This is a genomic window from Rhodococcus sp. SORGH_AS_0301, assembly GCF_030818285.1.
Taxonomy (GTDB): Bacteria; Actinomycetota; Actinomycetes; order Mycobacteriales; family Mycobacteriaceae; genus Rhodococcoides.
Genome location: NZ_JAUTAC010000002.1, coordinates 3,846,537 through 3,869,002, shown reverse-complemented (window position 1 = coordinate 3,869,002; position 22,466 = coordinate 3,846,537). Strand labels below are relative to the sequence as shown.

The window sequence follows — 22,466 nt, the reverse complement described above, 5'->3', positions numbered from 1 at the left end:
ACAGTGCGCGCTCGTTTCGGTCCTTTCGGCAGCGCGGCTCCATGCCTAGGGTGAATGGCGTCGAGGTCTGTCCTCGTGGGCGCCGGTGTCACCAGTGCACCGTGCTGCCCGAGTCTCACGTCGGAAGGAACTGTGTTCAGTGACCACAGAGGCATACATCTACGAAGCCATCAGAACACCGCGAGGTAAGGGCAAGAACGGGTCGCTGCACTCGGTCAAGCCGATCTCGCTGGTCACCGGGTTGATCGACGAGCTCCGCCGTCGTTTCCCCGACATGGACGAGGATCGCATCTCCGATCTGATCCTGGGCGTCGTCTCGCCCGTGGGAGATCAGGGTGCCGACATCGCCCGTACCGCGGTGCTCGCCGCGAAGATGCCCGACACGGTCGGCGGCTTCCAGCTCAACCGTTTCTGCGCGTCCGGCCTCGAAGCCGTCAACCTCGCCGCGCAGAAGGTGCGGTCGGGCTGGGACGAGCTCGTCATCGCCGGTGGCGTGGAGTCGATGTCCCGCGTTCCTATGGGATCGGACGGCGGCGCGTGGGCCATGGACCCGCAGACCAACTACGACACCTACTTCGCCCCCCAGGGCATCGGCGCCGACCTCATCGCGACGATCGAGGGCTTCACCCGTGAGGACGTCGACGCGTACGCCGCGCAGTCCCAGGAGCGCGCTGCAGCCGCATGGTCGGGTGGCTACTTCACCAAGTCCGTCGTGCCGGTCACGGACCAGAACGGTCTGCTGATCCTCGACAGTGACGAGCACATGCGCCCCGGCACCACCGTCGAGTCGCTCGGCAAGCTCAAGCCGGCCTTCGAGGGCATCGCCGCGATGGGCGGGTTCGACGACGTCGCGCTGCAGAAGTACCACTGGATCGAGAAGATCGATCACGTCCACACCGGCGGTAACTCGTCGGGCATCGTCGACGGTGCGGCCCTGGTCGTCGTCGGCAGCGAGGACGCCGGCAAGTCGATGGGCATGACGCCGCGCGCTCGCGTCGTCGCGACCGCCACCAGCGGCGCCGACACCACCATCATGCTGACCGGGCCGACGCCCGCGTCGAAGAAGGTGCTGGCCGCGGCCGGCCTGACGGTCGACGACATCGACCTGTTCGAACTGAACGAGGCATTCGCCTCCGTGGTCCTGCGCTTCCAGCGCGACCTGAAGATCCCGGGCGAGAAGCTCAACGTCAACGGTGGCGCCATCGCGATGGGCCACCCCCTCGGTGCCACGGGCGCCATGATCACCGGCACCGTGCTCGACGAGCTCGAGCGTCGGAACGGCCGCTACGCACTGATCACCCTGTGCATCGGCGGCGGCATGGGCGTGGCCACCATCATCGAGCGAGTCTGAGGAACAGCATGAGTGACAACATGATTCAGTGGGACCAGGATGCCGACGGCATCGTCACCCTGACGATGGACGACCCGAACCAGGGCGCCAACACGATGAACGAGCTCTACAAGACCTCGATGGGCGCCACGGTCGACCGCCTCGAGGCCGAGAAGGACTCCATCACCGGTGTCGTCGTCACCTCGGCGAAGAAGACCTTCTTCGCCGGTGGCGATCTCAAGAACATGATCAAGGCCGGCCCCGCCGACGCCCAGCAGATCTTCGACGAGGTGCAGACGGTCAAGTCGCAGCTGCGTCGGCTCGAGACGCTCGGCAAGCCCGTCGTGTCCGCGATCAACGGCGCCGCACTCGGTGGCGGCCTGGAGATCACGCTGGCGACGCACCACCGCATCGTCGCGGACGTTCCCGGTGTCCAGCTCGGCCTGCCCGAGGTGTCGCTGGGCCTGCTGCCCGGCGGCGGCGGCGTCACCCGCATCACCCGCATGATGGGTATCCAGAACGGCTTCATGTCGGTGCTGTCCCAGGGCACGCGATTCCGCCCGGCCAAGGCGCTCGAGCTCGGTCTGGTGCACGAGGTCGTCGGCAGCGTCGAGGAACTCGTTCCCGCTGCGAAGGCATGGATCAAGGCCAACCCCGAGGGCGGCGTCGCCCCCTGGGACGTCAAGGGCTACAAGATCCCCGGCGGCACGCCGTCCAATCCCAAGCTCGCGCAGATCCTTCCGGCGTTCCCTTCGAACCTGCGCAAGCAGATCAAGGGCGCGCCGATGCCGGCACCGCTCGCGATCCTGTCCGCCGCGGTGGAGGGTGCGCAGGTCGACTTCGACAACGCGTCCACCATCGAGTCGCGCTACTTCACGTCCCTCGTCACCGGCCAGGTGTCGAAGAACATGATCCAGGCATTCTTCTTCGACCTGCAGGCGATCAATGCCGGCAAGTCCCGCCCGGACGGCTACGAGAAGACGCAGTTCACCAAGGTCGCTGTGCTCGGCGCCGGCATGATGGGCGCGGGCATCGCCTACGTCTGTGCCAAGGCCGGAATCGATGTGGTGCTCAAGGACGTCGAGCAGGCGTCCGCAGACAAGGGCAAGGCGTACTCCGAGGCCATCGAGGCCAAGGCGCTCTCACGCGGCAAGACCACGCAGGAGAAGTCGGACGCGCTGCTGGCGCGTATCCACCCGACTGCCGATCCGAAGGACGTCGAGGGTGCAGACCTCGTCATCGAGGCGGTCTTCGAGTCGCAGGACCTCAAGCACAAGGTCTTCCAGGAGATCGAGGACCTCGTCGCACCCGATTCGCTGCTCGGCTCGAACACCTCGACGCTGCCCATCACCGGTCTCGCGACGGGTGTCAAGCGCCAGGAAGACTTCATCGGAATCCACTTCTTCTCGCCCGTCGACAAGATGCCGCTGGTCGAGATCATCCGCGGTGACAAGACCTCGGATGCCGCTCTGGCCAAGGCATTCGACCTCGTGCAGGCCATCAAGAAGACTCCGATCGTCGTCAACGACAGCCGTGGTTTCTTCACCTCCCGCGTGATCGGCACCTTCATCAACGAGGCCATCGCCATGCTGGGCGAGGGCGTCGAGCCCGCGACCATCGAGCAGGCCGGTCTGCAGGCGGGCTACCCGGCGCCGCCGTTGCAGCTCTCCGACGAGCTGACGCTGACGCTGATGCAGAAGATCCGCAAGGAGACCTACGACGCGATCGTCGCAGCCGGCGGAACTCCTCCCGAGGATGCCGCGGGCGCGGTCATCGACAAGATGGTCGACGAGTTCGAGCGTCCGTCGAAGGCCAAGGGTGCCGGCTTCTACGAGTACGTCGACGGCAAGCGCACCGGCCTCTGGTCGGGTCTGCGTGACGCCTTCAAGTCGGGTACCTCGGAGTCGTCGTTCGAGGACCTCAAGGAGCGCATGCTCTTCATCGAGGCGATCGAGACGCAGAAGTGCTTCGACGAGGGCGTGCTGAACACGACGGCCGACGCCAACATCGGCTCGATCTTCGGTATCGGCTTCCCGGCGTGGACCGGTGGCGTGCACCAGTACGTCGTCGGCTACGAGGCCGCGGACGGCTCGATCGGCAAGGAGGCGTTCGTCGCCCGTGCCGAGGAGCTGGCCAAGCAGTACGGCGAGCGGTTCACTCCGCCTGCGTCTCTGCGCTAGTCACGAGTACACGACAGCCCCGCACCTCCTGGTGTGGGGCTGTCGTCGTCTCAGCTCAGGACGCGCGCGGCGAAGTCGAGTGATGCGGGCATGGAGGCCATCAGGGTGCCGATGTGATCGGGCGTCGGAAAGGTGACCAGCTGGAAGTCCGTACCGGCAGCGGTCATCCGGGCCGTGTGGGCGAACGTGAGCGGAGCCGGAACTGTCTGATCGGAGAGGCTCTGAGTCACGAGGAGCGGCCGGTCGTAGCCACTGACGGGGACGGCCTGCATCTGCTCGAGCACGGGGGCCAGCGGCGTCAACGGGCGCGTGAGAAGCTCCCCGAACTGGGCCGGGTGCGCCGACCGATAATCGCGGAATTCGTTGCCGCACAGCGTGGTCGCAGCGTCGAGATACTCGACGCCCTTCGGCGTCAGGTACTGCCGGACGTCGAGTTCCGGACGCTGGTCCGCCAGTCCGGCGAGGGTGTAGAAGACGTAGCCGAGAAAGCCGCTGGGGACGACCGGCGGGAGAACCGGACCGACCAGCGGGAGCACGGTGTCGAGCCCCGTCGGGCCGGCCACGGACACGGCGCCGCGGAAGTCGAGGTCCGGTGCGCGGGTGGATGCCGCTGCGGCGGTGAAGAAGGACGTGTTGCCGCCCTGGGACAGGCCGGTGGTGATCCATTCCGGCGAGAGCCGATCGCCGAGCATCGTGTGTGCTGCGCGGACGATGTCGATCGCGTTGGCACCGGCGGCGGGTCCGTCCAGATAGGCGTGCACACCCGGAGTCCCCATGCCCGCATAGTCGGTGGCCACCACGGCGTGGCCGGCGGCCAGCCACGCCTCGATCGCCGGACGCTCGTACTGCGCGGTGCCCGTCGCCGACGGTGCACACGAGTCGGCGACACCGGTGGTGCCGTGGGCGTAGGACACGACCGGCCATCCGTCGGCGGGAGCATCGCCTGTCGGCACGAACACCGTGCCCGTCGACTCCCCGGCCTGCTCGGCCGTCCGCAGCGTGGAGTAGCGCACCACATAGCTCTCCGCGGCGCCGGCGGGTGCCAGCGCGGGATCGAGCGCGGTGCTGGAGAGCACCGTGCCCGCGGCCGTCTCGGCGGACGCGGGAGCAGGGACGAGAAGGACGGACGACGCGAGTGCGACGCACGCGACGAGGACCGGTGGACAGAATCGTCGGGGAAGAGAAGTCACGGACAGCAGTCCATCATGTCGAGCGGCGTCCGTGGTGTGTCCCGTCGCGACGATGTGTCTCGTCACGAGAACGGGCCCGACGCGGCATCAGGGGACTAGGTTCGACAGGTGAAGACTCCCGTTGTCACCGTCATCGGTGCCGTGATCGCCGTCATGGGCCTGCTGTTCAGCCTCCAGGGATTCGGGGTGATCGGTGGCAGTGCGATGAGCAACACGACCACCTGGTCGATCCTCGGCCCCGTCATCCTGATCGTCGGAGTGGCGATCGTGGTGGTGAGCAGGCGCCGAGGGGTCTAGTCGGAGAAACGCCTGCGCAGGTCGACCTTCACTACCTTGCCGCCGGCGTTGCGGGGGAGCGCCTCCACCAGCACCAGGTGGCGCGGGTGCTTGTAGTGCGCGAGGCGTCCGTCCAGCCAGCCGACGAGGTCGGGAAGCGTGAGGTCCGGCTCGTCGGTGCCGCGCTGCGCGACGACGGCGACGGGCACCTCACCCCAGCGGTCGTCCGGGCGGCCTATCACTGCTGCCTCGAGGATTCGGGGGTGGGAGAACAGCACGTTCTCGACCTCGGCGCAGTAGATGTTCTCGCCGCCGGAGATGATCATGTCCTTCTTGCGGTCGACGACGAAGACGAAGCCCTCCTCGTCCTGACGCACCAGGTCGCCGGAATGGAACCAGCCACCGTGGAACGCGTCCGACGTGGCGGCAGGGTTCTCCCAGTACCCGTGCATCAGCGTCGGCCCGCGATAGACGATCTCGCCGATGTCGCCCTGCGGGACGTCGATCATGTCGTCGTCGACGACCCGAGCCTCCACCGTGGCGACGACGCGTCCCACGGACCCGAGTTTGCGGAGTGCGTCGCCGCCGTCGAGGACGCAGGTGATCGGCGACATCTCGGTCTGACCGAAGACGGCCACGGTGAGGGCGTCGGGGAAGGTCTGCGACATCGCCCGCAGGACGGTGTCCGACGCCGGCGCCGCACCCCACGAGATCACTCGCAGCGACAACGTCCTGGGGCGGCGCGCCTGTTCCGCGCAGACCGCCTGCCACTGCACCGGCACGAGGAACAGGGTGGTCACCGCCTCGGCCTCGAGGACGTCGAGCAACGCGGCCGGATCGAACGCACCAACGGGGTGGACGACGGTCGGGATGCCGAGCTTGAGGCTGGGGGCGATGCTGCCCAGGGCGGCGATGTGGAACATCGGTGACGCACAGAAGTTGATCTCGTCGACTCCGTACATCTGCAGGGCGCGAATGCAGGTCAGCGCCTGAGCCTGCATGTTGGAATGAGACAGCACAGCACCTTTGGGGCGGCCGGTCGTTCCCGAGGTGTACATGATCAGAGCCGGTGCGTCGTCTGGGACGTCGGTGTCCGGCGCGGGCGCGCCCTCGCGAATCAGAGCCTCGTAGGTGTCCCCGTCTCCGCCCACCACGATCGAGTCCGCGACGCCCACCGCCGCGGCGAGCGGCGCCAGAGCGTCCTCCACGACGATGAGGCCGGCGCCGCTGTTCTGCGCGAGGTAGGTGATCTCCGGGGCGCTCATCCGAAAGTTGACGGGCACGGCGATCGCACCGACGGCAGTGATCGCGAGCACCGATTCGATGTACTCGGGCCGGTTGAGCATGAGGATCAGCACCCGGTCCCCGGCCGTCACGCCACGGTGGGACAACCCGCCGGCGAGTGCGTCGACACGATCGCAGAGGCCGCGCCAGGTGTGCGTCGTCCCACCGAAGCGCAGCGCCACGCCCGCGGGATTCATCAGTGCGTGTCGTCGTACCTGGTTGTTCCAGTTGTCCCGCCGTGCACGTCCGGGCTGCGACTGATCCGCCATCTCGGGTGTCCTCTCGTGGAGTCGCACCCACTCGGGTGTCGACAGTCCCCGTGATTCGACACCCGAGACAGCGTCCGTGTCAGTGGATCAGCCGATCCACCAGGGCCGCAACGGAAGACCCGCGTCGTTGTTCTCGTCGAGCTTGACGGCGAGTACCTGGTGCAGCTGGACCACGTTGCGCTCGAAGCCCAGGCGTGAGCCCGCCATGTAGAGGCCCCACACGCGCGCGGTGCCCTCACCGACCTCCGCGACGCAGGCGTCCCAGTTGTCGACGAGGTTGCGGCACCAGTCCCGGAGCGTCATCGCGTAGTGCTCGCGCAGGTTCTCCTCGTGACGCACCTCGAGGCCCACGTCCTGCATCTCGGAGATGATGCGGCCGGATCCCGTCAGCTCGCCGTCGGGGAAGACGTAGCGGTCGATGAAGCCGCCGGCCCGCGCCGACGAGCGGTTGTCCGGGCGGGTGATGCAGTGGTTCAGGACGCGGCCACCCGGGCGCAGCTTTCCCTTGATGAACTCGAAGTACGCCGGGTAGTTCGAGACGCCGATGTGCTCGGTGAGGCCGATCGACGACACGGCGTCGAAGTCGCCCTCGACGATGTCGCGGTAGTCGCTGTGACGCACCTCCGCGAGATCGCTCAGACCGTCGGCGGCGATGGCGTTCTGCGCCCACTCTGCCTGCTCGCGCGAGAGCGTGGCGCCGATGACGTGGACGCCGCGACGGGCCGCGTAGCGCACCATCGAGCCCCAGCCACAACCGATGTCGAGCAGTCGGTCGCCCGCCTTCAGGTTCAGCTTCTCGAACACCAGGCGGTACTTGTTCTCCTGCGCCTCCTCGAGCGACGCCTCGAGAGTCGGGTAGGCGGCGCAGGTGTAGGTCATCGACGGGCCGAGTACGTACTCGTAGAACGTGTTCGACACGTCGTAGTGGTGGTGGATGCTCTCGGCGTCCCGAGTCTTGCTGTGCCGCAACCCCTCGGCGATACGCCGCCAGCGTGGGAGGGACTCTTGGGGCGGGGGAGCGATGGGACGCAGCAACTCCCATCCGAGAGACCGGGTGACGGTCGCCAGTGCGCGCGCGGACGGACGTTTGAAGTGCAGGTCGTCGCCCAGCATCCGGAGCACGTCGTACGGGTCACCCGGGTGGGCGCCCTCGATCTCCAGATCGCCCGAGACGTAGGCGCGAGCCATGCCCAGGTCGCCGGGGGCGGTCGCGAGGTAGGTGGTGCCGCGGGGTGAGGTGAGCCTGAGCCCGTACTCGGAATCCTCGGCACCGGCCGTACTGCCGTCGTACGCCGAGAACCGAACGGGCAGATCACCTTCGGTGAACTGCTCGAGAATCTCGGCGATGGAGAGTTTGGGGGAACCGCCGGACGGGCCGGGGTTCCGTTGATCCTTGAATGTCGTCATCGACGATGCACCGCCTTCGAATACAGATCCAACAACCGCGAATCGGGGTCGTACTTCTCTTTGAGTCGGCGGTAACCGTCACCGCCGTAGAGGGCATCGAACTCGTCCCTGTCGTAGAACGAGTCCGAGTAGAGGGACTTGTGACCGTCGAACTCGGTCACCTTCTTCTCGATCCGACGGTTGGCTGCCCCGTCGGGTTCACCGGGGACCACGGGCACCGACGACCAGAAGCCGACGTTGACGTAGGTGCGGTGAGGTTCGAGCGGATAGAGGGGCCACCCGCGTACTCCGGCGTCGGAGTCCTGCGCGTCGGCGTACCCGTCGGGTTCGCGAAGTCGCAAGGGACACAGCCACAACGGCGCGATCGGGATCTCGTCGAGGAACCACGAGACGAACGCGGCCGTGTTCTCGATCGGCACCTCGATGTCCTGCACCACGCGCTCGCGGATCGGGTTGCCCTTGCGCTTCTCGAGACGGTCGGCGATGTCGTACTTCTGGTCGAGCGCGATCAGCTTCCAGTAGAAGCTGCTGCGCAGGTACTTCTTCGGCCAGAGACGTCGGATGCGCGGGTTCTGCGCACCGAAGGCGCGCGAGCACCAGAACCAGTCGGTGTCCCACCGCCACAGGTAGTCGCGCACCGTCAGGCGGTCCGTTCGCGGTGCGGTGCCGTCGTGCTGGATGGACCGGTAGAAGATCGCCGAGTCGGTGTAGTCGCTCACCGGTCCCGGCTCGTCGGTCTGCCGGCCCAGGGTCAGATAGGCCTCGGTCCCGGAGAACACCACCCCGTCGAGGTAGTCGACGCGGTCACCCTCGTACTCCCGCTCCGCGACGATGCGCGCCATGACCGTCTGCACCGACTCGAGGTCGTGGAACCGGACGTGGCGCAGGGCGACGTAGGGAAGGACGGGCTCGAGTTCGATGCGCAACCGTGTCGAGTAGCCGAGGGTGCCGTAGGAGTTGGGGAACCCTCGGAAGAGGTCGCCGTACTCGTTGTCGGGAGTGGCCGTGACGACGTCACCCGATCCGGCGAGAATGTCGATCTCGAGGACGGACTCGTGCGGAAGGCCGCTGCGGAACGACGTCGACTCGATGCCGAGGCCGGTGACCGCGCCGCCGAGCGTGATGGTCTTGAGCTGCGGCACCACCAGGGGAGCGAGCCCGTACGCCAGGGTGGCGTCGACGAGGTCCTCGTAGGTGCACATTCCCTGCACGTCGGCGGTCATGGCGTCGGGGTCGACCGAGATGACGCCTCCCAACCCGGAGACGTCGAGTCCGGGGGCGGAGTTCTTCGGCCTGGCCCGGAAGAGGTTGGAGGTCTTCTTCGCCAGGCGGACGGTCGCGTCCCGAGGAATGGCACGGTAACTGGCCAGAAGCCGTTCCACACCCGCCCGATGTCCCGCTTGTCCGATCTCGTGCGGACGGTTGCCGCCCCCGCCGGGTTCCCGCGCTCCCCCGAGCGCCGCATCGACTGTCTGAGCCACGCGAGAACGCTATACGGAGGTTGTTCGCAACGCTATGGAAGGTGCCTCCCGACGAGGAAACTTCACACGATCGTTGCGCTCGATTCGCCCGGGCGTGGACGTGAAACAATGAATGTCACCGTCCGTCCCACCCCGACATCAGGAGTTCTCCCCGTCATGGCCAAGGTCAGCGCGAGCAGTTCCCTCACCATCAGTGCGGCTCCCGACAAGGTCCTCGCGGCACTGTCCGACTACGAGACGGTGCGTCCGCGCATCCTGCCCGAGCAGTACCGCGACTTCGCGGTCGTCGAGGGTGGCCAGGGCGACGGCACCGTCGCTCGCTGGGTCCTTCAGGCGACCGAGAAGCGCTCGCGGAACGTGCTCGCGACCGTGTCGGTGTCCGGCGCGACCGTCACGGAGAAGGACGCCAACTCGTCGATGGTGACCACGTACCTCGTCGCCCCGAGCGGTAGCGGGTCGTCGGTCACCACCACCACGGAGTGGACGGGCGCCGGCGGTGTCGGCGGCTTCTTCGAGAAGACGTTCGCGCCCCTCGGACTGAAGAAGATTCAGGCGCAGCTCCTGCAGAACCTCTCGCGCCAGGTGGAGTGAGGCACGCGGCTACGCTCGACCGACACGATCTCGTCACCACTTCGGAAGGACACCCGCCGTGCAACCCGGTGAACAGCCCGACATGTCCCAGCTGCTGCAGCAGGCCCAGCAGATGCAGCAGCAGTTGATGGCAGCCCAGGCGGAGATCGCCGCGACGGAGGTCACCGGCCGCGCCGGCAACGGTCTCGTCGTGGCGACGGTGAAGGGCAGCGGCGAGGTGGTCGGTCTGACCATCGACCCCAAGGTCGTGGATCCCGACGACGTCGAGACCCTGCAGGACCTGATCATCGGTGCGATCGCCGACGCGTCCCGCGCCGCGGGTGAGGTCGCGTCGCAGAAGCTCGGTCCCCTCGCCGGCCTGGGCGGCGGCGGACTCCCCGGCCTGCCCGGCTTCTAGAACCGGGTCGAGAAGCGTGTACGAAGGTCCGGTCCAGGATCTGATCGACGAGCTGGGCAAACTTCCCGGTGTCGGACCGAAGAGCGCGCAGCGCATCGCCTTTCATCTGTTGGGGGTCGAGGCGCCCGAGATCGACCGCCTGCAGAAGGCATTGCAGCGCGTCCGCGACGGGGTGCAGTTCTGCATCGTCTGCGGCACCGTCTCCGACAAGGAACTGTGCCGCATCTGTGCGGACCCGCGCCGCGATCGGACGAAGATCTGCGTCGTCGAGGAACCCAAGGACGTGCAGGCCGTCGAACGCACCCGCGAGTTCAAGGGCAGATACCACGTGCTGGGCGGCGCGCTGGATCCGCTGAGCGGGGTCGGTCCCGATCAGCTGCGCATCCGGGAGTTGCTCACCCGTATCGGCAATCAGGAGGACGGCGTCGACGTCTCCGAGGTGATCATCGCGACCGACCCCAACACCGAGGGGGAGGCGACGGCCACCTACCTGCTGCGCATGATGCGTGATTTCCCCGGCCTGTCCGTCACCCGGCTGGCCTCCGGACTGCCCATGGGCGGCGACCTCGAGTTCGCGGACGAGCTCACGTTGGGCCGTGCGCTGTCCGGCCGCAACGTGATGAATTAGCGCTCGAGCCGATAGAGGCGCTCGGGTCGCCCCACGTTGCCGTAGTCGAGCGAGACGGTCACCCGGTCGACGTCGCTGAGGTATTCCAGGTAGCGGCGAGCGCTCGACCGCGACATCCCGGTCCTCTCGGCCATCGTGCTCGCCGAGGTCTCGCCGGGATTCTCCCGCAGTTGGTGCTCGACCATGGCCAGCGTCTCGGCGCTCAGGCCCTTGGGGAGCCGTGTCGCGGTCCCGCGCACTCCGAACGCCTTGTCGACGGCGTCCTGCTCCGCCTCGTCGATCGCGGCCAGCGACTCCCGTGTGCGGCGGTAGTGCTCGAGGCGCTCCTGCAGTGCCTGGAACTTGAACGGCTTGATCAAGTAGTGCACGGCGCCCGCGCGCAGTGCCTTGCGCACCGATTCGGCCTCGCGCTCGCTGGTGATCACCAGGACGTCGAGGTCGGGGATGATCTCCCGGAACGGGCCGATGAGATCGAGCCCGGTGACGCCGGGCAGATGGACGTCCAGCAGCACCAGATCGGGACGGGTGGACTCCACTTTCTCCAGCGCTTCCTGCGCCGTGTGCGCCACCCCGCACACCTCGAATCCGGCCACCTTGGTGACGAAACCGGTGTGCACCCGCGCGACCATGAAGTCGTCGTCCACCACCAGCACCCTGAGTGTCATCGCGTCCTCCCCCCGGATCCGGTGACGGCCCGGAAGACCGTCCACCGCGTACCGTCCTCGACTCTGTCACTCACGCCGACCTCACCGCCGCGTCGGCGGCACACGACACGCACGAGGGCGAGGCCGAAACCGTGCCCGTCGAGCGACGTCCCCTTCGTGCTCCACCCCTGCTCGAACACGCGATCCGCATCCTCCGTGCCGATGCCGGGGCCGTTGTCGGCCACCTCGACCTCGATCGCGTCCGCGTCCGCGACGATCCGGACGCGCACCACCGCGTCCACTGCGTGATTCTCGAGGACTGCGTCCACTGCCTGATTCTCGAGGACTGCGTCCACAGCCTGATTCTCGAGGACTGCGTCCACAGCGTTGTCGACGAGGTTGCCGACGACGGTGCAGAGGTCTCGGGAGGCATCGTCGTCGAGTCGCGGGAGATATGAGGCGTCGTCGAGCGCCACGGTCACCGAGCGGGCCGCGGCGGCGCCGATCTTGGCGATGAGCAGCGCCGCGACCCCGAGATCGTCGATGCGGTCGGTCACGGTGGACGTGAGGCGCTCACGATGCTCGGTGATGCCGTCGACGTACCGCTCCACCTCGTCGTACTCACCGAGCTGGACCAGTCCCGAGATGGTGTGCAGCTGGTTGTCGAACTCGTGGATGTGCTCCCGCAGTGCCGTCGAGCTGGTGCGGCTGATGTCGAGTTTGCTCTGGACCTCGCTCAGTTCGGTGCGGTCACGGAACGTGGTCACCGTGGCCACCTTCCGTCCCGACGCCTCGATCGGCACCGTGTTGAAGACGAGGATGCGATCTCCGGTGAGGACGAGCTGGTCGCCGTCGTCGCTCGGGTGACGCAGGACGTCGAGGACCCGGTCGTCGAGTCCGAGCTCCTCCACCCGCCGGCCCACACCGTCCTCGTCGAGGCCGAGCATGTCGTGTGCGCTGCGGCTCAGCAGGACCACCCGACCCGACGGATCCAGCGCCACCACGGCCTCCTTGAGGCCCTCGAGCATCGCCTGCCGCTGGCGCACCAGGTCGACGATCTCCCCGGCCTCCATTCCCATGGTCTGCCGCTTGACGCGTCGGGCCAGCAGGATCGACCCGACGGCGCCCAGAACGGAGGCCACGGCAAGGTAGATGACGAGGTCCGGGGTCGCCTGCGCGAGGCGCTCCCACACCGACGGGTACTCGCGGCCGACGATCGCCACACCGACGATGCGGCCGTCGGCATCGAGCACCGGGACCTGTGACTGCACGGACGCGTCGGGGGACACCGCGGTGTTGGCGCTCGTCTCGGCGAGACCGGTCCAGGATCGGCCCGTCCGCGCGCCCGCTCCCTCGGCCGCCGATTCCTGTCCCACCCGCGACGGGTCGGTCGCGACGACGATGATGCCGTCGGGGTCGGTCAGTTGCGCGTAGTCCAGACCCGAGACGGCCCGCACCGACTCGACTGCACCCTGCAGCGCCGTACGAATGCGGGGCTGGGCGGAGGCGAGCAGTTGTCGCACGGTGGGACTCGCGGCGAGGTTCTCGGCAGCCGACTGGACGCGCAGACCCTGTTCGCGCTGGAAGGTCGCCGACGCCTGGGCCAGCGACAACCCGCTGATGACGACGAGCACCGCGACGATGATGAGAAGCTGCAGTGCGAGCAGTTGCGACGAGAGGGTGCGGCGTGTTCCGAAGATGCGCAGTCGCCGCCCGATCACGAGGTGAACCGTACCGCCGGGCGAGCGCGGAATTCGTGCATCTGCGTGCGCTACGGACGCTCACAATGAACACAATCCCGTTTGTGCACCAAAGGGTGACCACAGTCACAGGATCCGACACAGTGAGACCGTGCCCATGAACCGACGCCTCCGCATCAGCGCTCTCGCAGCGTTGCTCGCGGTGCTCTGCACGGCGACCGCGTGCAGTGCGGGGGTGTCGGCCATGGTGACCGGGGCGGAGGAGCCGGGACTTCGTGTCATCGCTCCGTCGGTCGCCGGTGGCGGTTACGACCTGACCGCTCGCAGTCTGGCCCGAGGTTGGGCCGCGGAGGGCGTCGTGGTGGACGACGTCCTCGTACTACCCGGATCGGGTGGTGTCGTGGGACTCAATCGTCTCGCTCTCGAACAGGGCAACGATCGACTCCTGCTGGTGATGGGGCTGGGTCTGGTGGGCGCACTGTCCACCACCCCGTCCGATCACGAGATCGCGGACGTCACCCCGATCGCCCGACTCGTCACCGAACCCGAGGTCGTCCTGGTGCCGGCAGCATCCCCGCTGCGGACTCTGGCCGATCTCACGAACGCCTGGCGACAGGATCCCGCGGCTCTGCAGTTCGCCGGCGGCTCCGCGGAGGGTGGGCCGGACGGGTTGTTCCGGACGCAGCTCGCCCGCACCGTCGGTGTCGACCCGCGAGCATCCGAGTACCGCGTCTTCGACGGCGGTGGCGAGTTGCTGCCGGCCCTGTTGACCGGCGAGGTCGACGTCGCCACCACCGGCGTCAGCGAATATCTGGACCAGATCGCGTCCGGCACGGTCCGGGCGCTCGCCGTCTCGAGCTCCGAACGTGTCGACGGCATCGACGCGCCCACTCTGCGGGAGCAGGGAGTCGACCTCGACTTCGACAACTGGCGCGGCATCCTCGCCCCGCCGGGACTGCCACCGGAGCGCGTCGACCGCCTGATCGCCGACGTCACAGCACTGGTCGGGTCGCCGCTCTGGCAGGAGATCCTGGCGCAGAACGGGTGGCGGGACGCGCTGCTCACCGGAGACGACTTCGCGTCGTTCCTCCGCGAGCAGGCCGACCTGGTCCGCTCGACCATCGATCCACCCACCGTCGGCTGACGCCGCACACCTCCGTACTGCGCCACACCTGTGCCCGCAGCCTGCCTCGACACACCCTGCACTGATCGAACCCTGCACTATTCGAACAACGAGGAGTAGTAACCATGTTGGTGATACTCGGCTTCCTCATGGTTGCCGCTTTCATGTTCCTGATCCTGACCAAACGAGCGACCCCGGTGGTCGCCCTCATCCTGGTCCCGGTCATCTTCGGCCTGTTCGCCGGCGCCGGGCTCGGCATCGGCGACATGATCACGGACGGCATCAAGTCGCTCGCCCCCACGGCAGCGCTGCTGTTCTTCGCGATCATCTTCTTCGGCATCATGATCGACGTGGGTCTGTTCGACCCGCTGGTGCGCGGCATCCTCCGCCTGGTGCGCAACGATCCGATGAAGCTGGTCGTCGGCACCGCGGTGCTCGCCATGGTCGTGTCCCTCGACGGTGACGGCTCCACCACGTTCATCATCGTGACGTCCGCGCTGCTGCCGCTCTACCTGAAACTCGGTGTCTCGCCGGTCATCCTGACGGTCGTCGCCGGCCTCGCCAACGGCACCATGAACATCATCCCGTGGGGTGGCCCGACCGTTCGCGCCGCGTCCGCACTGGGCATCTCGCCCTCCGACGTCTTCATCCCGATGGTCCCGTCGATGATCGCCGGCCTGATCATCGTGCTGCTCTTCTCGATCCACCTCGGCCTCATGGAGCGTCGCCGCCTCGGCTCGCTGATCTACGACACGGAGCTGGTGGGCGCCGGCGTCGGCACCGACGGCACCGGAACCGGAAACGGCAAGACCCGTCGCAGTACCGGAAGCGCCGACATCACCACCGGCGACGACGAGAACGACGGCAAGGCCGGCCAGTTCATCGACGGCCTGGACCCCAACCGCGACACTCTGCGTCCGAAGCTGCTGTGGTTCAACGCGATCCTGACCGTCACGCTCCTCGTCATCCTGGTCATGGACATCCTCCCCATCCCGGTGCTGTTCATGATCGCCGCCTCCATCGCGCTCACGTTCAACTTCCCGAAGGTCAAGGAGCAGGGCGAGGCCATCGCACGCCACTCCGCCTCGATCGTCTCCGTCGTCGCCATGGTGCTCGCAGCTGCCGTCCTCACCGGCGTGTTCTCCGGTACCGGAATGGTCGAGGCCATGGCCGAGTGGCTCCTCGGCGTCATCCCCGACGCGATGGGTCCGTTCCTGGCCGTCATCACCGGAATCCTGTCGATCCCGTTGACGTTCTTCATGACCAACGACGCCTTCTACTTCGGCATCCTCCCGGTCCTCACCGAGACCGCCGCCCAGTACGGCATCGAGCCGGTCGAGATGGCCCGCGCCTCCATCACCGGACAGCCGGTGCACCTGCAGAGCCCGCTGGTTCCCGCCATCCTGCTGCTGGTCACCCTGGCCGGCGTCTCGCTCGCCGACCATCACCGCAAGGTGCTGTGGCGCGCGACCGTCGTGTCCCTCACCATGCTCGCCGTGGGTGTTCTCCTCGGCCAGATCCCCTTCGGCTGATCAGCATCCACCAGAGAGAGGAGTCACCGACATGAGTGTCGCCGTCGTGCACAACAGTTCCGAGGAAGGCCGCAAGGCACTCGGATCGGCAGTCCAGCAGGCCCGGTCCGCAGGAACCGAACTGGTCGTCCTCCACGCCTTCTCCGGATCCGCGGATCCCTCCTCGGAGGCGAAGGAGACCACCGCCGTCGAGGACTCGATCCGCGCGTCGCTCGCCGCGCTCGGAGAGTCCGAGGCGCAGTGGACTCTCGCTGCGGCCCAGCCCGATCCGGACGCGACCACCACACTGCTCGCGCTCATCGACAAGGCGGACGCCGAGTTGCTGGTCGTCGGGTCGCGGCATCGGTCGGCCGTCGGCAAGTTCCTGATGGGACAGGCCGTCCAGCGCCTGCTTCTCGAAACACCGGTACCGGTGCTGCTCGTCAAGTCGTGAGCGGAGTTCGTACCGTCGCTGTGAGCGCCACCCGCTGGGTGGCGCTCACAGCCGTGTCCGTGGCCGGATGGTTCGCGCTCGACGCCGTCGGCCTGACGGCGCCGTCGTTGTTCGCGGCACTGGTGGTGGCGGTGGTCTTCGCCCTCACCGGAGTGGGGCCGCGCGCCGTCCCGCGCGCGGGATCCATGGCGGCGCAGGGAACCCTGGCCGTGACGATCGGCCTGATGGTGGACATCGAGACGCTGGCTGCGTTGGGCGACAACTGGTTTCCCGCGGTGGCCATCGGCATCGCCACGTTGGCGGTCAGTGCCGGCTGCGGTGCACTGCTCGCACTGAACAAGGATGTCACCGCGGCCACCGGGATGCTGGCGCTGATCGCGGGCGGGGCCACCGGTCTCGTCGCGACAGCGAGAGAGCTCGGCGGCGACGAACGTGTGGTCGCGGTGGTGCAGTACCTGCGGGTGGCACTGGTGGTGGTGACCATGCCTCTGGTGGTCACGTTCGTGTTCCACGCCGACACCCACTCGGTCGCGGCGGCCGCACCCGACGAGAATGCGCTGCCGTGGTGGGTGGGTCTGCTGTTCCTGCTCGGCGCTGTTCTCGTCGGCATCGCGGTGGGGCGGCTCGCGCGGCTTCCCGCACCGGCCACGCTGGGTCCGCTGATGGTGTCCGGCGCCTGCGCGCTGCTGGGCTGGCCCGTGGGCATCGAGGTTCCCATGATCGTGCTGCCACTCGCGTTCCTGGTCATCGGATGGCAAGCGGGACTGGCGTTCACGATGTCGAGCCTGCGCCTGATCGGCCGACTCTTCCCCTACGCGTTCGCGCTGGTGCTCGGCATCGGCGTGATCTGTGCGCTGCTCGGATGGGCGCTGTCCGCGTGGACCGGGACCAGCCTGCTCACCGGCTACCTGGCGACGACCCCCGGCGGGTTGGCGGCAGTGCTCGCGGTGTCCGCGTCCACCGGGTCCGACGTCACGTTCGTGGCGTGCGTGCAGCTCATCCGGCTGGTCTCGATGCTCGTGGCGGCACCGCTCATCGCCCAGCTCCTGATGCGCCGGGCGGCGCGGAGGCCGGCCGAGGATCCGGTCTCGGTCTAGCGGCGCAGACGCTCGGTGCGCAGCTGCTCGACGTCGGCCAGGTGCAGCGGCTCGAGGGAGTGACCCAGAGCTGTCTCGAGCAGATGGTCCGCCAGTTCGGGATTGCGGGCCAGCGCCGGTCCGTGCATGTAGGTGCCGATCACCGAGCCCTGCACGACGCCCTCGTTGCCGTCGCCGACACCGTTGCCGATGCCGTGCTCGACGCGCGCGAACGGTGCGGCATCGGGACCGAGAGTCGTACCGCCGCGGTGGTTCTCGAAGCCGGTCAGCGTCTGGGTCAAGCGGTCGGACACCGGGCGGGTGATGACCTCACCGATCGACCGGGTCTCCTGCGGCGCCGTGGTGACGTTCAGCATCGAGACACCGTCGACGCGTTCGCCGGAGCTCGTCTCGTACCACTCGCCCAGCACCTGGATCGCCGCGCAGATGGCGAGCACCGGTGCACCGCGCTCGGCGGCGCGCTGCAGTCCGGGGTAGCGCGCGAGGTGCTTCGTCGCGAGTCGCTGCGCCGAGTCCTCCGCTCCGCCGAGCACGTAGACGTCGAGGGACTCGGGCACCGGATCGGCGAGGGTGATCGACACGATCTCGGCGTCGAGTCCGCGCATCAGCATGCGCTGGCGCAGGACGAGCGCGTTGCCGCTGTCGCCGTACGTGCCCATGACGTCGGGCAGGACGAGCCCGATACGGAAATCAGACACCGGGTGCCTCCTTCGCGGTCTCGCGCGCCAGCGCCCGGCCGAGGTCACGGAAGGCCGTGTAGTTCGCCAGGACCTCCACGCGCCCGGGTGGGCAGGAGGCGATGGCCCGCAACGGGTTCGGCACCACGGTGTGGTCGGCTCCGGCGTACGTCAGGCGAACTCCCAGGTCGGTCGCACGTTCACCGGCCGCCACCACCGTGGTGTTCTCGAAGTGCTCGAACCGCACGTCCCACAGCCACGACAGGTCCTCGCCGTCGGGCACCTGGCCGTTGACGGCGATCACCAGGCCGTCGGCGGCCGGGTCGATCATCGACAGTGCTTCCTGCCATCCGGCGGGGTTCTTGGCCAGCAGCATGCGCACGGTGTGGGATCCGTACTGGATCGAGCTGTAGCGGCCCGCCACCTCGTCGACTGCGGACACCGCGGCGACGGCCTGCGCGGGATCGGCGCCCATCGTGACCGCGGCAGCGACGGCCTGCGCCGCGTTTCCGCGGTTGGCCCGGCCGGGCAGCGTCAAACTCATGGGGAGCACGAGACCGTCCGGGCCGTACAGGTTCTCGTCGTCGAGCCACCACTGCGGCTCCGGCCGCGAGAACTCCCGCCCGCTCTCCAGCAGACCTGTGCTGCGCCAGTGCGTGCCGTTCCACTCGATCGGTTCCCCGGTGCGGGGGCAGCTGACCGAGTCGCCGACCCACCCGCCGCCGGCGGCCACCCACACGGTCCGCGGAGCGTCGTACGCCGCGGACGTCATCAGCACGTCGTCGCAGTTGGCGACGACGACGGTGTCGGGATGGGCGACGATTCCCGCGCGGAGCTTGCGCTCGATCATGTTGATCTCGCCGACGCGGTCGAGCTGATCGCGGCTGAGGTTCAGCAACACCAGGACCTCGGGGTTCACGGCGTCGCACACGTGCGGGACGTGCAGCTCGTCGACCTCGAGGGCCGCCAGCGGCGCGGTGCGCCGTGAGTTCAGCGCGGCGACGATGCCCGCGTCCATGTTGGCGCCGTCGGCCTGCGTCGCCACCTCGCCCAGTGTCGCGAGCGCCGCCGCAGTCATCCGGGTGGTGGTCGACTTGCCGTTGGTACCGGTGATGACGGCCGTGCGTCGATTCGCGCCCAGGCGCGACATGAGGGCCGGGTCGATCTTCAGCGCGACGAGACCGCCGATCATCGATCCCTTGCCGCGACCGGCCTTCTGCGAGGCCCACGCGGCCGCGGAGGCCGCCGACAGTGCCAGGCGTCCGCGGGCTCCGAGGTGCCGTCTGCTGCTGTCGATCATGGTGTCCGATCCTCCCACACGGGAAGGAACTCAGGACGCCCCGAGGATCCGTTCGATGTCGTCGAGCACGGCCTGTCCGCCGCGAGGTCCCACGCCGGTGATCCAGTACGACTGGTCGACGAGGTGCGGATTCGGGAACGCCGTCGTGTTCGACGTGACGGGCGTGGGCATCGACGCCGGATCGTCCGGTGTCGCCGACGTCACGACCACGAGATCGGCGCGGGCCTCCGTCGCCAGTTCGGGGGAGACGTCGACACTGATCTCGTTCGACCACTCCGGGCGGGGCGGCGTGGTGAACCCGGCGCACTCGAGGGTGCTGCCCGCGAAGGACAGCGGTCCGTAGAGCGTGAGCTCCTCGTTGCGTGGCCGGATGAGCTGCGCCGTCGACCCGGCGGTGTCGAACCTGTCGGCGATCTCGTCGCACCGCGCGTCGTACTCGCCCAGCAACGGCTCGGCGTCACGTCCGAGGGCGCGCCCGACGAGGCGGACGTTGTCCTGCCACGGGTCGCTCTGCGACGCCATGAACACCGTCGGAGCGATCGCGGACAACCGCTCGTACAGCTCCGAGTGGCGCGTCTCCGTTCCCAGGATCAGATCCGGCTGCAGAGCCGCGATGGCCTCGACGCGAGGCTCCGCGACGGTGCCGACGGTCTCGATGCGCGACGCCTCGTCGCCCAGATACGGGGGCACCCCCGTCGCCTCGCTCAGCACCGACGTGCCCACCGGAACGACGCCGAGCGCGACACTCGTGTCGAGCTGGACGGGTTCGAGAGTGACGACTCGCAACGGCGACGAGGGCACCTCCGTGTCCCCGCGCGCATGGGTCACGGTCCGGGTGCTGTCCGCGGCGTCCTCGGCTGTCGCATCGGTCGAACACGCCGAGGCCACGAGGGCCGTCGCGGCGAGCAGGGTCGCCAGGACAGTACTTCTTCTTCCGAACACGCTTGCCGAGCCTCCGTCACAGTGATGGTGAGGGGACCCTAACCGACGGTGGCTCCGGGCGGGGGAGTCACGATCCGGGGCTCGGTCGGTGTGGTCGTCGCGGATCGCGGCGAGCGGCTCAGACCCCACGTGCAGCCGCCGATCACGACGGCCGCACCGACGAGGGAGAGGACGCTCGGCGTCTCGTCGAGCACGAGCCAGGACGCACCGATGCCGACGACCGGGACCAGCAACGAGAACGGCGCGACGACGCCGGCGGGGTACCGGCTGATCAGGACGGTCCACAGTCCCGAGCCGGCGATCGTGCCGATGACCACGATGTAGGCGAGCCCGATCAACCCGGAGAACTGCCCGGCCGACACCACGTCGCCGATGGCGGTCCATCCCGTGGTCGGACCCTCGACGACGGCCGACAACGCGAACATCGGCAGCGGGGGAACCACCGTCATCCACAGCATGAGTCGCATCGGCTCGACGGGAACGCCGGAGGCCGGTCGAGATGCTCGAGTCGCCAGTCGGTTTCCGAGATTGCCGAAGGCCCAGCTGAGGCCTGCCAACAGCGTCAGCAGCACGGGCAGGAGGGTGGCGTTGTGGGCACGATCCCACCCGATGAGAATCATGCCCCCGACGGCGATGCCGATCCCGATCCACTGGCGCGGCCCGACCTTCTCCCGCAGCAGCAGCGCGCCGAGAACGACGGTGAACGGCGCCGACGACTGGAGCACCAGCGAGGCCAGGCCGGTGGGCATGCCGGCGTTCATCGCGGCGAAGAGGAACGCGAACTGCAGCAGGCCGAAACCCGTGCCGTACAGCAGGAGCCAGCGCACCGGCACGGTCGGTCGGCGGACGAAGAGGACGACCGGAACGGCGATCACCGCGAACCGCAGGGCAGCGAAGAAGAACGGCGGGAACTGGTCGAGCCCGGCGCGGATGGCGAGGAAGTTCAGTCCCCAGACCACCACGACGATCAGTCCGAGCAGGCGGTCGCGAGTGGTCATGACCTCGAGTGTTCCGGGTGCGACTGCTAAGAACAATCGAATTGTGGTGACCGGTAGCTGTAGCGTTGCTACATGAATGTCGACCGGTTGCGCGTCCTGCGGGCGCTGGCGGACCGCGGCACGGTCGCCGCGGCCGCCGACGCGCTGTCGATGACACCGTCCGCGGTGTCGCAGCAGCTCAAGGTGTTGGCGAGGGAGGCGGGAGTCGCCCTGCTCGAACCCGACGGGCGCCGCGTGCGGCTCACCGCGGCGGGACGCGCGCTGCTTCCTCACGCCGACGACGTGCTCGCCGCCCTCGACCGGGCGTCGGAGGAGATGGCGTCGTACCGCGGCAGCGCACGCGGAACCGTTCGACTGGCGCTCTTCCCCTCGGGCGCCGCACTGTTGCTGCCGGGGGTTCTGGACCGGCTCACCGAGGCGGGTGTGGATGTCGACGCCCGGGACGAGGACGTGCCCGCGTCGGCCGTGCCGGCGTTGCTCGCGGACTACGACGTGGTGCTGACGCATCGGGACGAGCGCGCACCGAGCATCGCGTCCGAGCGGGTGGAGGTGCGTTCGCTGATGCGCGAGCCCATCGACCTGGTGCTGCCGCCGGGGCACCCGCTGGCGGAGCGTGATGCCGTCGACATCGAGGATCTGGCGGACGAGCGGTGGATCAGTGTCCGCGGAGGGTTCCCGGTGGACGACGTGCTGCTCTCCATCGCGACGGTCACCGGGGTGGCGCCGCGAGTCGATCTGCGGATCAACGACTTCCGGCTCATGGAGGAGCTGGTGGCCCACGGCCACGGGATCGCGCTGATGCCGCGCCACGCCTCGACGCACCCGGGTGTCACGCAACGCCGGTTGGCCGGGGTGCGCGCGGCCCGCATCTACGACCTGGCGACACGACCCCGCGCCGCGGAGCGTCCGGCCGTGCGGGCCGTGGTGGACGCGTTCGCGGCGCGGGTCGCGGAGGTCACTGCGTGACCCGTGCGCCTTTTGCGTATC

21 protein-coding genes are annotated in these 22,466 nt (G+C 68.3%); 11 read left to right on the top strand and 10 right to left on the bottom strand.

Annotated features, from left to right (window positions below; all coding sequences use genetic code 11):
• Positions 1-139 precede the first annotated feature (139 nt).
• Together QE397_RS18910 and QE397_RS18905 are read left to right on the top strand one after the other, a co-directional pair.
• Positions 140-1,351 carry an acetyl-CoA C-acetyltransferase gene (locus QE397_RS18910; RefSeq protein WP_027506628.1) on the top strand — a complete coding sequence of 404 codons (1,212 nt, stop codon included), beginning with the start codon at positions 140-142 and terminating at the stop codon, positions 1,349-1,351.
• Between the two features lie 8 nt (positions 1,352-1,359).
• Entirely contained in the window at positions 1,360-3,510 is a 2,151-nt protein-coding gene (locus tag QE397_RS18905) for a 3-hydroxyacyl-CoA dehydrogenase NAD-binding domain-containing protein (protein ID WP_027506629.1), read from the top strand.
• A 50-nt stretch (positions 3,511-3,560) separates the two neighbouring features.
• Here QE397_RS18905 and QE397_RS18900 read toward each other — a convergent pair whose 3' ends face one another.
• Positions 3,561-4,700: a lipase family protein gene (locus tag QE397_RS18900; protein ID WP_307096681.1), complete on the bottom strand. Its 1,140-nt coding sequence runs from the start codon at positions 4,698-4,700 to the stop codon at positions 3,561-3,563.
• A gap of 108 nt (positions 4,701-4,808) precedes the next feature.
• Between QE397_RS18900 and QE397_RS18895 the strand changes: the two genes are divergently transcribed.
• Positions 4,809-4,997, top strand: coding sequence for a hypothetical protein (locus QE397_RS18895; RefSeq protein WP_027506631.1), 189 nt, complete (start codon positions 4,809-4,811; stop codon positions 4,995-4,997).
• On the opposite strand, the gene fadD5 is transcribed toward QE397_RS18895, so the two are convergent.
• From fadD5 to QE397_RS18880, 3 genes are all read right to left on the bottom strand, one after another.
• Positions 4,994-6,529 (bottom strand): fatty-acid--CoA ligase FadD5, encoded by a 1,536-nt coding sequence (gene fadD5, locus QE397_RS18890; protein WP_307096679.1) that lies wholly within the window; start codon positions 6,527-6,529, stop codon positions 4,994-4,996. The two genes, QE397_RS18895 and fadD5, sit on opposite strands and share 4 nt — an antisense overlap.
• 87 nt (positions 6,530-6,616) lie before the next feature.
• Positions 6,617-7,936, bottom strand: a complete 1,320-nt coding sequence (locus tag QE397_RS18885; RefSeq protein ID WP_307096677.1) for a class I SAM-dependent methyltransferase — start codon at positions 7,934-7,936, stop codon at positions 6,617-6,619.
• Positions 7,933-9,345 carry an FAD-binding oxidoreductase gene (locus QE397_RS18880; RefSeq protein ID WP_307097637.1) on the bottom strand — a complete coding sequence of 471 codons (1,413 nt, stop codon included), beginning with the start codon at positions 9,343-9,345 and terminating at the stop codon, positions 7,933-7,935. The genes QE397_RS18885 and QE397_RS18880 overlap by 4 nt, the downstream gene beginning before the upstream one ends.
• Positions 9,346-9,573: 228 nt before the next feature.
• Here QE397_RS18880 and QE397_RS18875 point away from each other — a divergent pair, with 228 nt between their 5' ends.
• Genes QE397_RS18875 through recR form a run of 3 tightly spaced genes read left to right on the top strand, consistent with a single transcriptional unit; the run spans position 9,574 to position 11,033 of the window.
• Complete coding sequence (locus QE397_RS18875; RefSeq protein WP_027506635.1) at positions 9,574-10,008, top strand: SRPBCC family protein; 435 nt, start codon at positions 9,574-9,576, stop codon at positions 10,006-10,008.
• A 58-nt stretch (positions 10,009-10,066) separates the two neighbouring features.
• A complete protein-coding gene (locus QE397_RS18870) occupies positions 10,067-10,405 on the top strand; it encodes a YbaB/EbfC family nucleoid-associated protein (protein WP_204869622.1) in 339 nt (112 codons plus the stop codon).
• Between the two features lie 16 nt (positions 10,406-10,421).
• Entirely contained in the window at positions 10,422-11,033 is a 612-nt protein-coding gene (recR, locus tag QE397_RS18865; RefSeq protein WP_027506637.1) for a recombination mediator RecR, read from the top strand.
• On the opposite strand, the gene QE397_RS18860 is transcribed toward recR, so the two are convergent.
• Positions 11,030-11,698, bottom strand: a complete 669-nt coding sequence (locus tag QE397_RS18860) for a response regulator (protein WP_056444251.1) — start codon at positions 11,696-11,698, stop codon at positions 11,030-11,032. The genes recR and QE397_RS18860 overlap by 4 nt on opposite strands.
• Positions 11,695-13,398 (bottom strand): ATP-binding protein, encoded by a 1,704-nt coding sequence (locus QE397_RS18855; RefSeq protein WP_307096674.1) that lies wholly within the window; start codon positions 13,396-13,398, stop codon positions 11,695-11,697. The genes QE397_RS18860 and QE397_RS18855 overlap by 4 nt, the downstream gene beginning before the upstream one ends.
• Before the next feature lie 136 nt (positions 13,399-13,534).
• Here QE397_RS18855 and QE397_RS18850 point away from each other — a divergent pair, with 136 nt between their 5' ends.
• From QE397_RS18850 to QE397_RS18835, 4 genes are all read left to right on the top strand, one after another.
• Positions 13,535-14,521 (top strand): tripartite tricarboxylate transporter substrate binding protein, encoded by a 987-nt coding sequence (locus tag QE397_RS18850; RefSeq protein WP_222650817.1) that lies wholly within the window; start codon positions 13,535-13,537, stop codon positions 14,519-14,521.
• A 104-nt stretch (positions 14,522-14,625) separates the two neighbouring features.
• Positions 14,626-16,032 (top strand): CitMHS family transporter, encoded by a 1,407-nt coding sequence (locus tag QE397_RS18845; RefSeq protein ID WP_027506641.1) that lies wholly within the window; start codon positions 14,626-14,628, stop codon positions 16,030-16,032.
• Between the two features lie 31 nt (positions 16,033-16,063).
• Positions 16,064-16,465: a universal stress protein gene (locus QE397_RS18840; protein WP_056443269.1), complete on the top strand. Its 402-nt coding sequence runs from the start codon at positions 16,064-16,066 to the stop codon at positions 16,463-16,465.
• A gap of 20 nt (positions 16,466-16,485) precedes the next feature.
• The gene (locus tag QE397_RS18835) at positions 16,486-17,562 is read left to right on the top strand and encodes an AbrB family transcriptional regulator (protein ID WP_307096672.1); all 1,077 of its coding nucleotides are present in this window, start codon (positions 16,486-16,488) and stop codon (positions 17,560-17,562) included.
• Here QE397_RS18835 and QE397_RS18830 read toward each other — a convergent pair.
• The 4 genes from QE397_RS18830 to QE397_RS18815 are packed head-to-tail and all read right to left on the bottom strand — an operon-like array spanning position 17,559 to position 21,479.
• Positions 17,559-18,260, bottom strand: a complete 702-nt coding sequence (locus QE397_RS18830; RefSeq protein WP_222647549.1) for a type 1 glutamine amidotransferase — start codon at positions 18,258-18,260, stop codon at positions 17,559-17,561. The genes QE397_RS18835 and QE397_RS18830 overlap by 4 nt on opposite strands.
• Positions 18,253-19,539 carry a MurT ligase domain-containing protein gene (locus QE397_RS18825; protein ID WP_307096670.1) on the bottom strand — a complete coding sequence of 429 codons (1,287 nt, stop codon included), beginning with the start codon at positions 19,537-19,539 and terminating at the stop codon, positions 18,253-18,255. The genes QE397_RS18830 and QE397_RS18825 overlap by 8 nt, the downstream gene beginning before the upstream one ends.
• A gap of 30 nt (positions 19,540-19,569) precedes the next feature.
• Positions 19,570-20,481 carry an iron-siderophore ABC transporter substrate-binding protein gene (locus QE397_RS18820; RefSeq protein ID WP_307096668.1) on the bottom strand — a complete coding sequence of 304 codons (912 nt, stop codon included), beginning with the start codon at positions 20,479-20,481 and terminating at the stop codon, positions 19,570-19,572.
• A gap of 38 nt (positions 20,482-20,519) precedes the next feature.
• The gene (locus QE397_RS18815) at positions 20,520-21,479 is read right to left on the bottom strand and encodes an EamA family transporter (protein WP_222633308.1); all 960 of its coding nucleotides are present in this window, start codon (positions 21,477-21,479) and stop codon (positions 20,520-20,522) included.
• A gap of 72 nt (positions 21,480-21,551) precedes the next feature.
• Between QE397_RS18815 and QE397_RS18810 the strand changes: the two genes are divergently transcribed.
• Complete coding sequence (locus tag QE397_RS18810; RefSeq protein ID WP_027506648.1) at positions 21,552-22,445, top strand: LysR family transcriptional regulator; 894 nt, start codon at positions 21,552-21,554, stop codon at positions 22,443-22,445.
• Positions 22,446-22,466 lie beyond the last annotated feature (21 nt).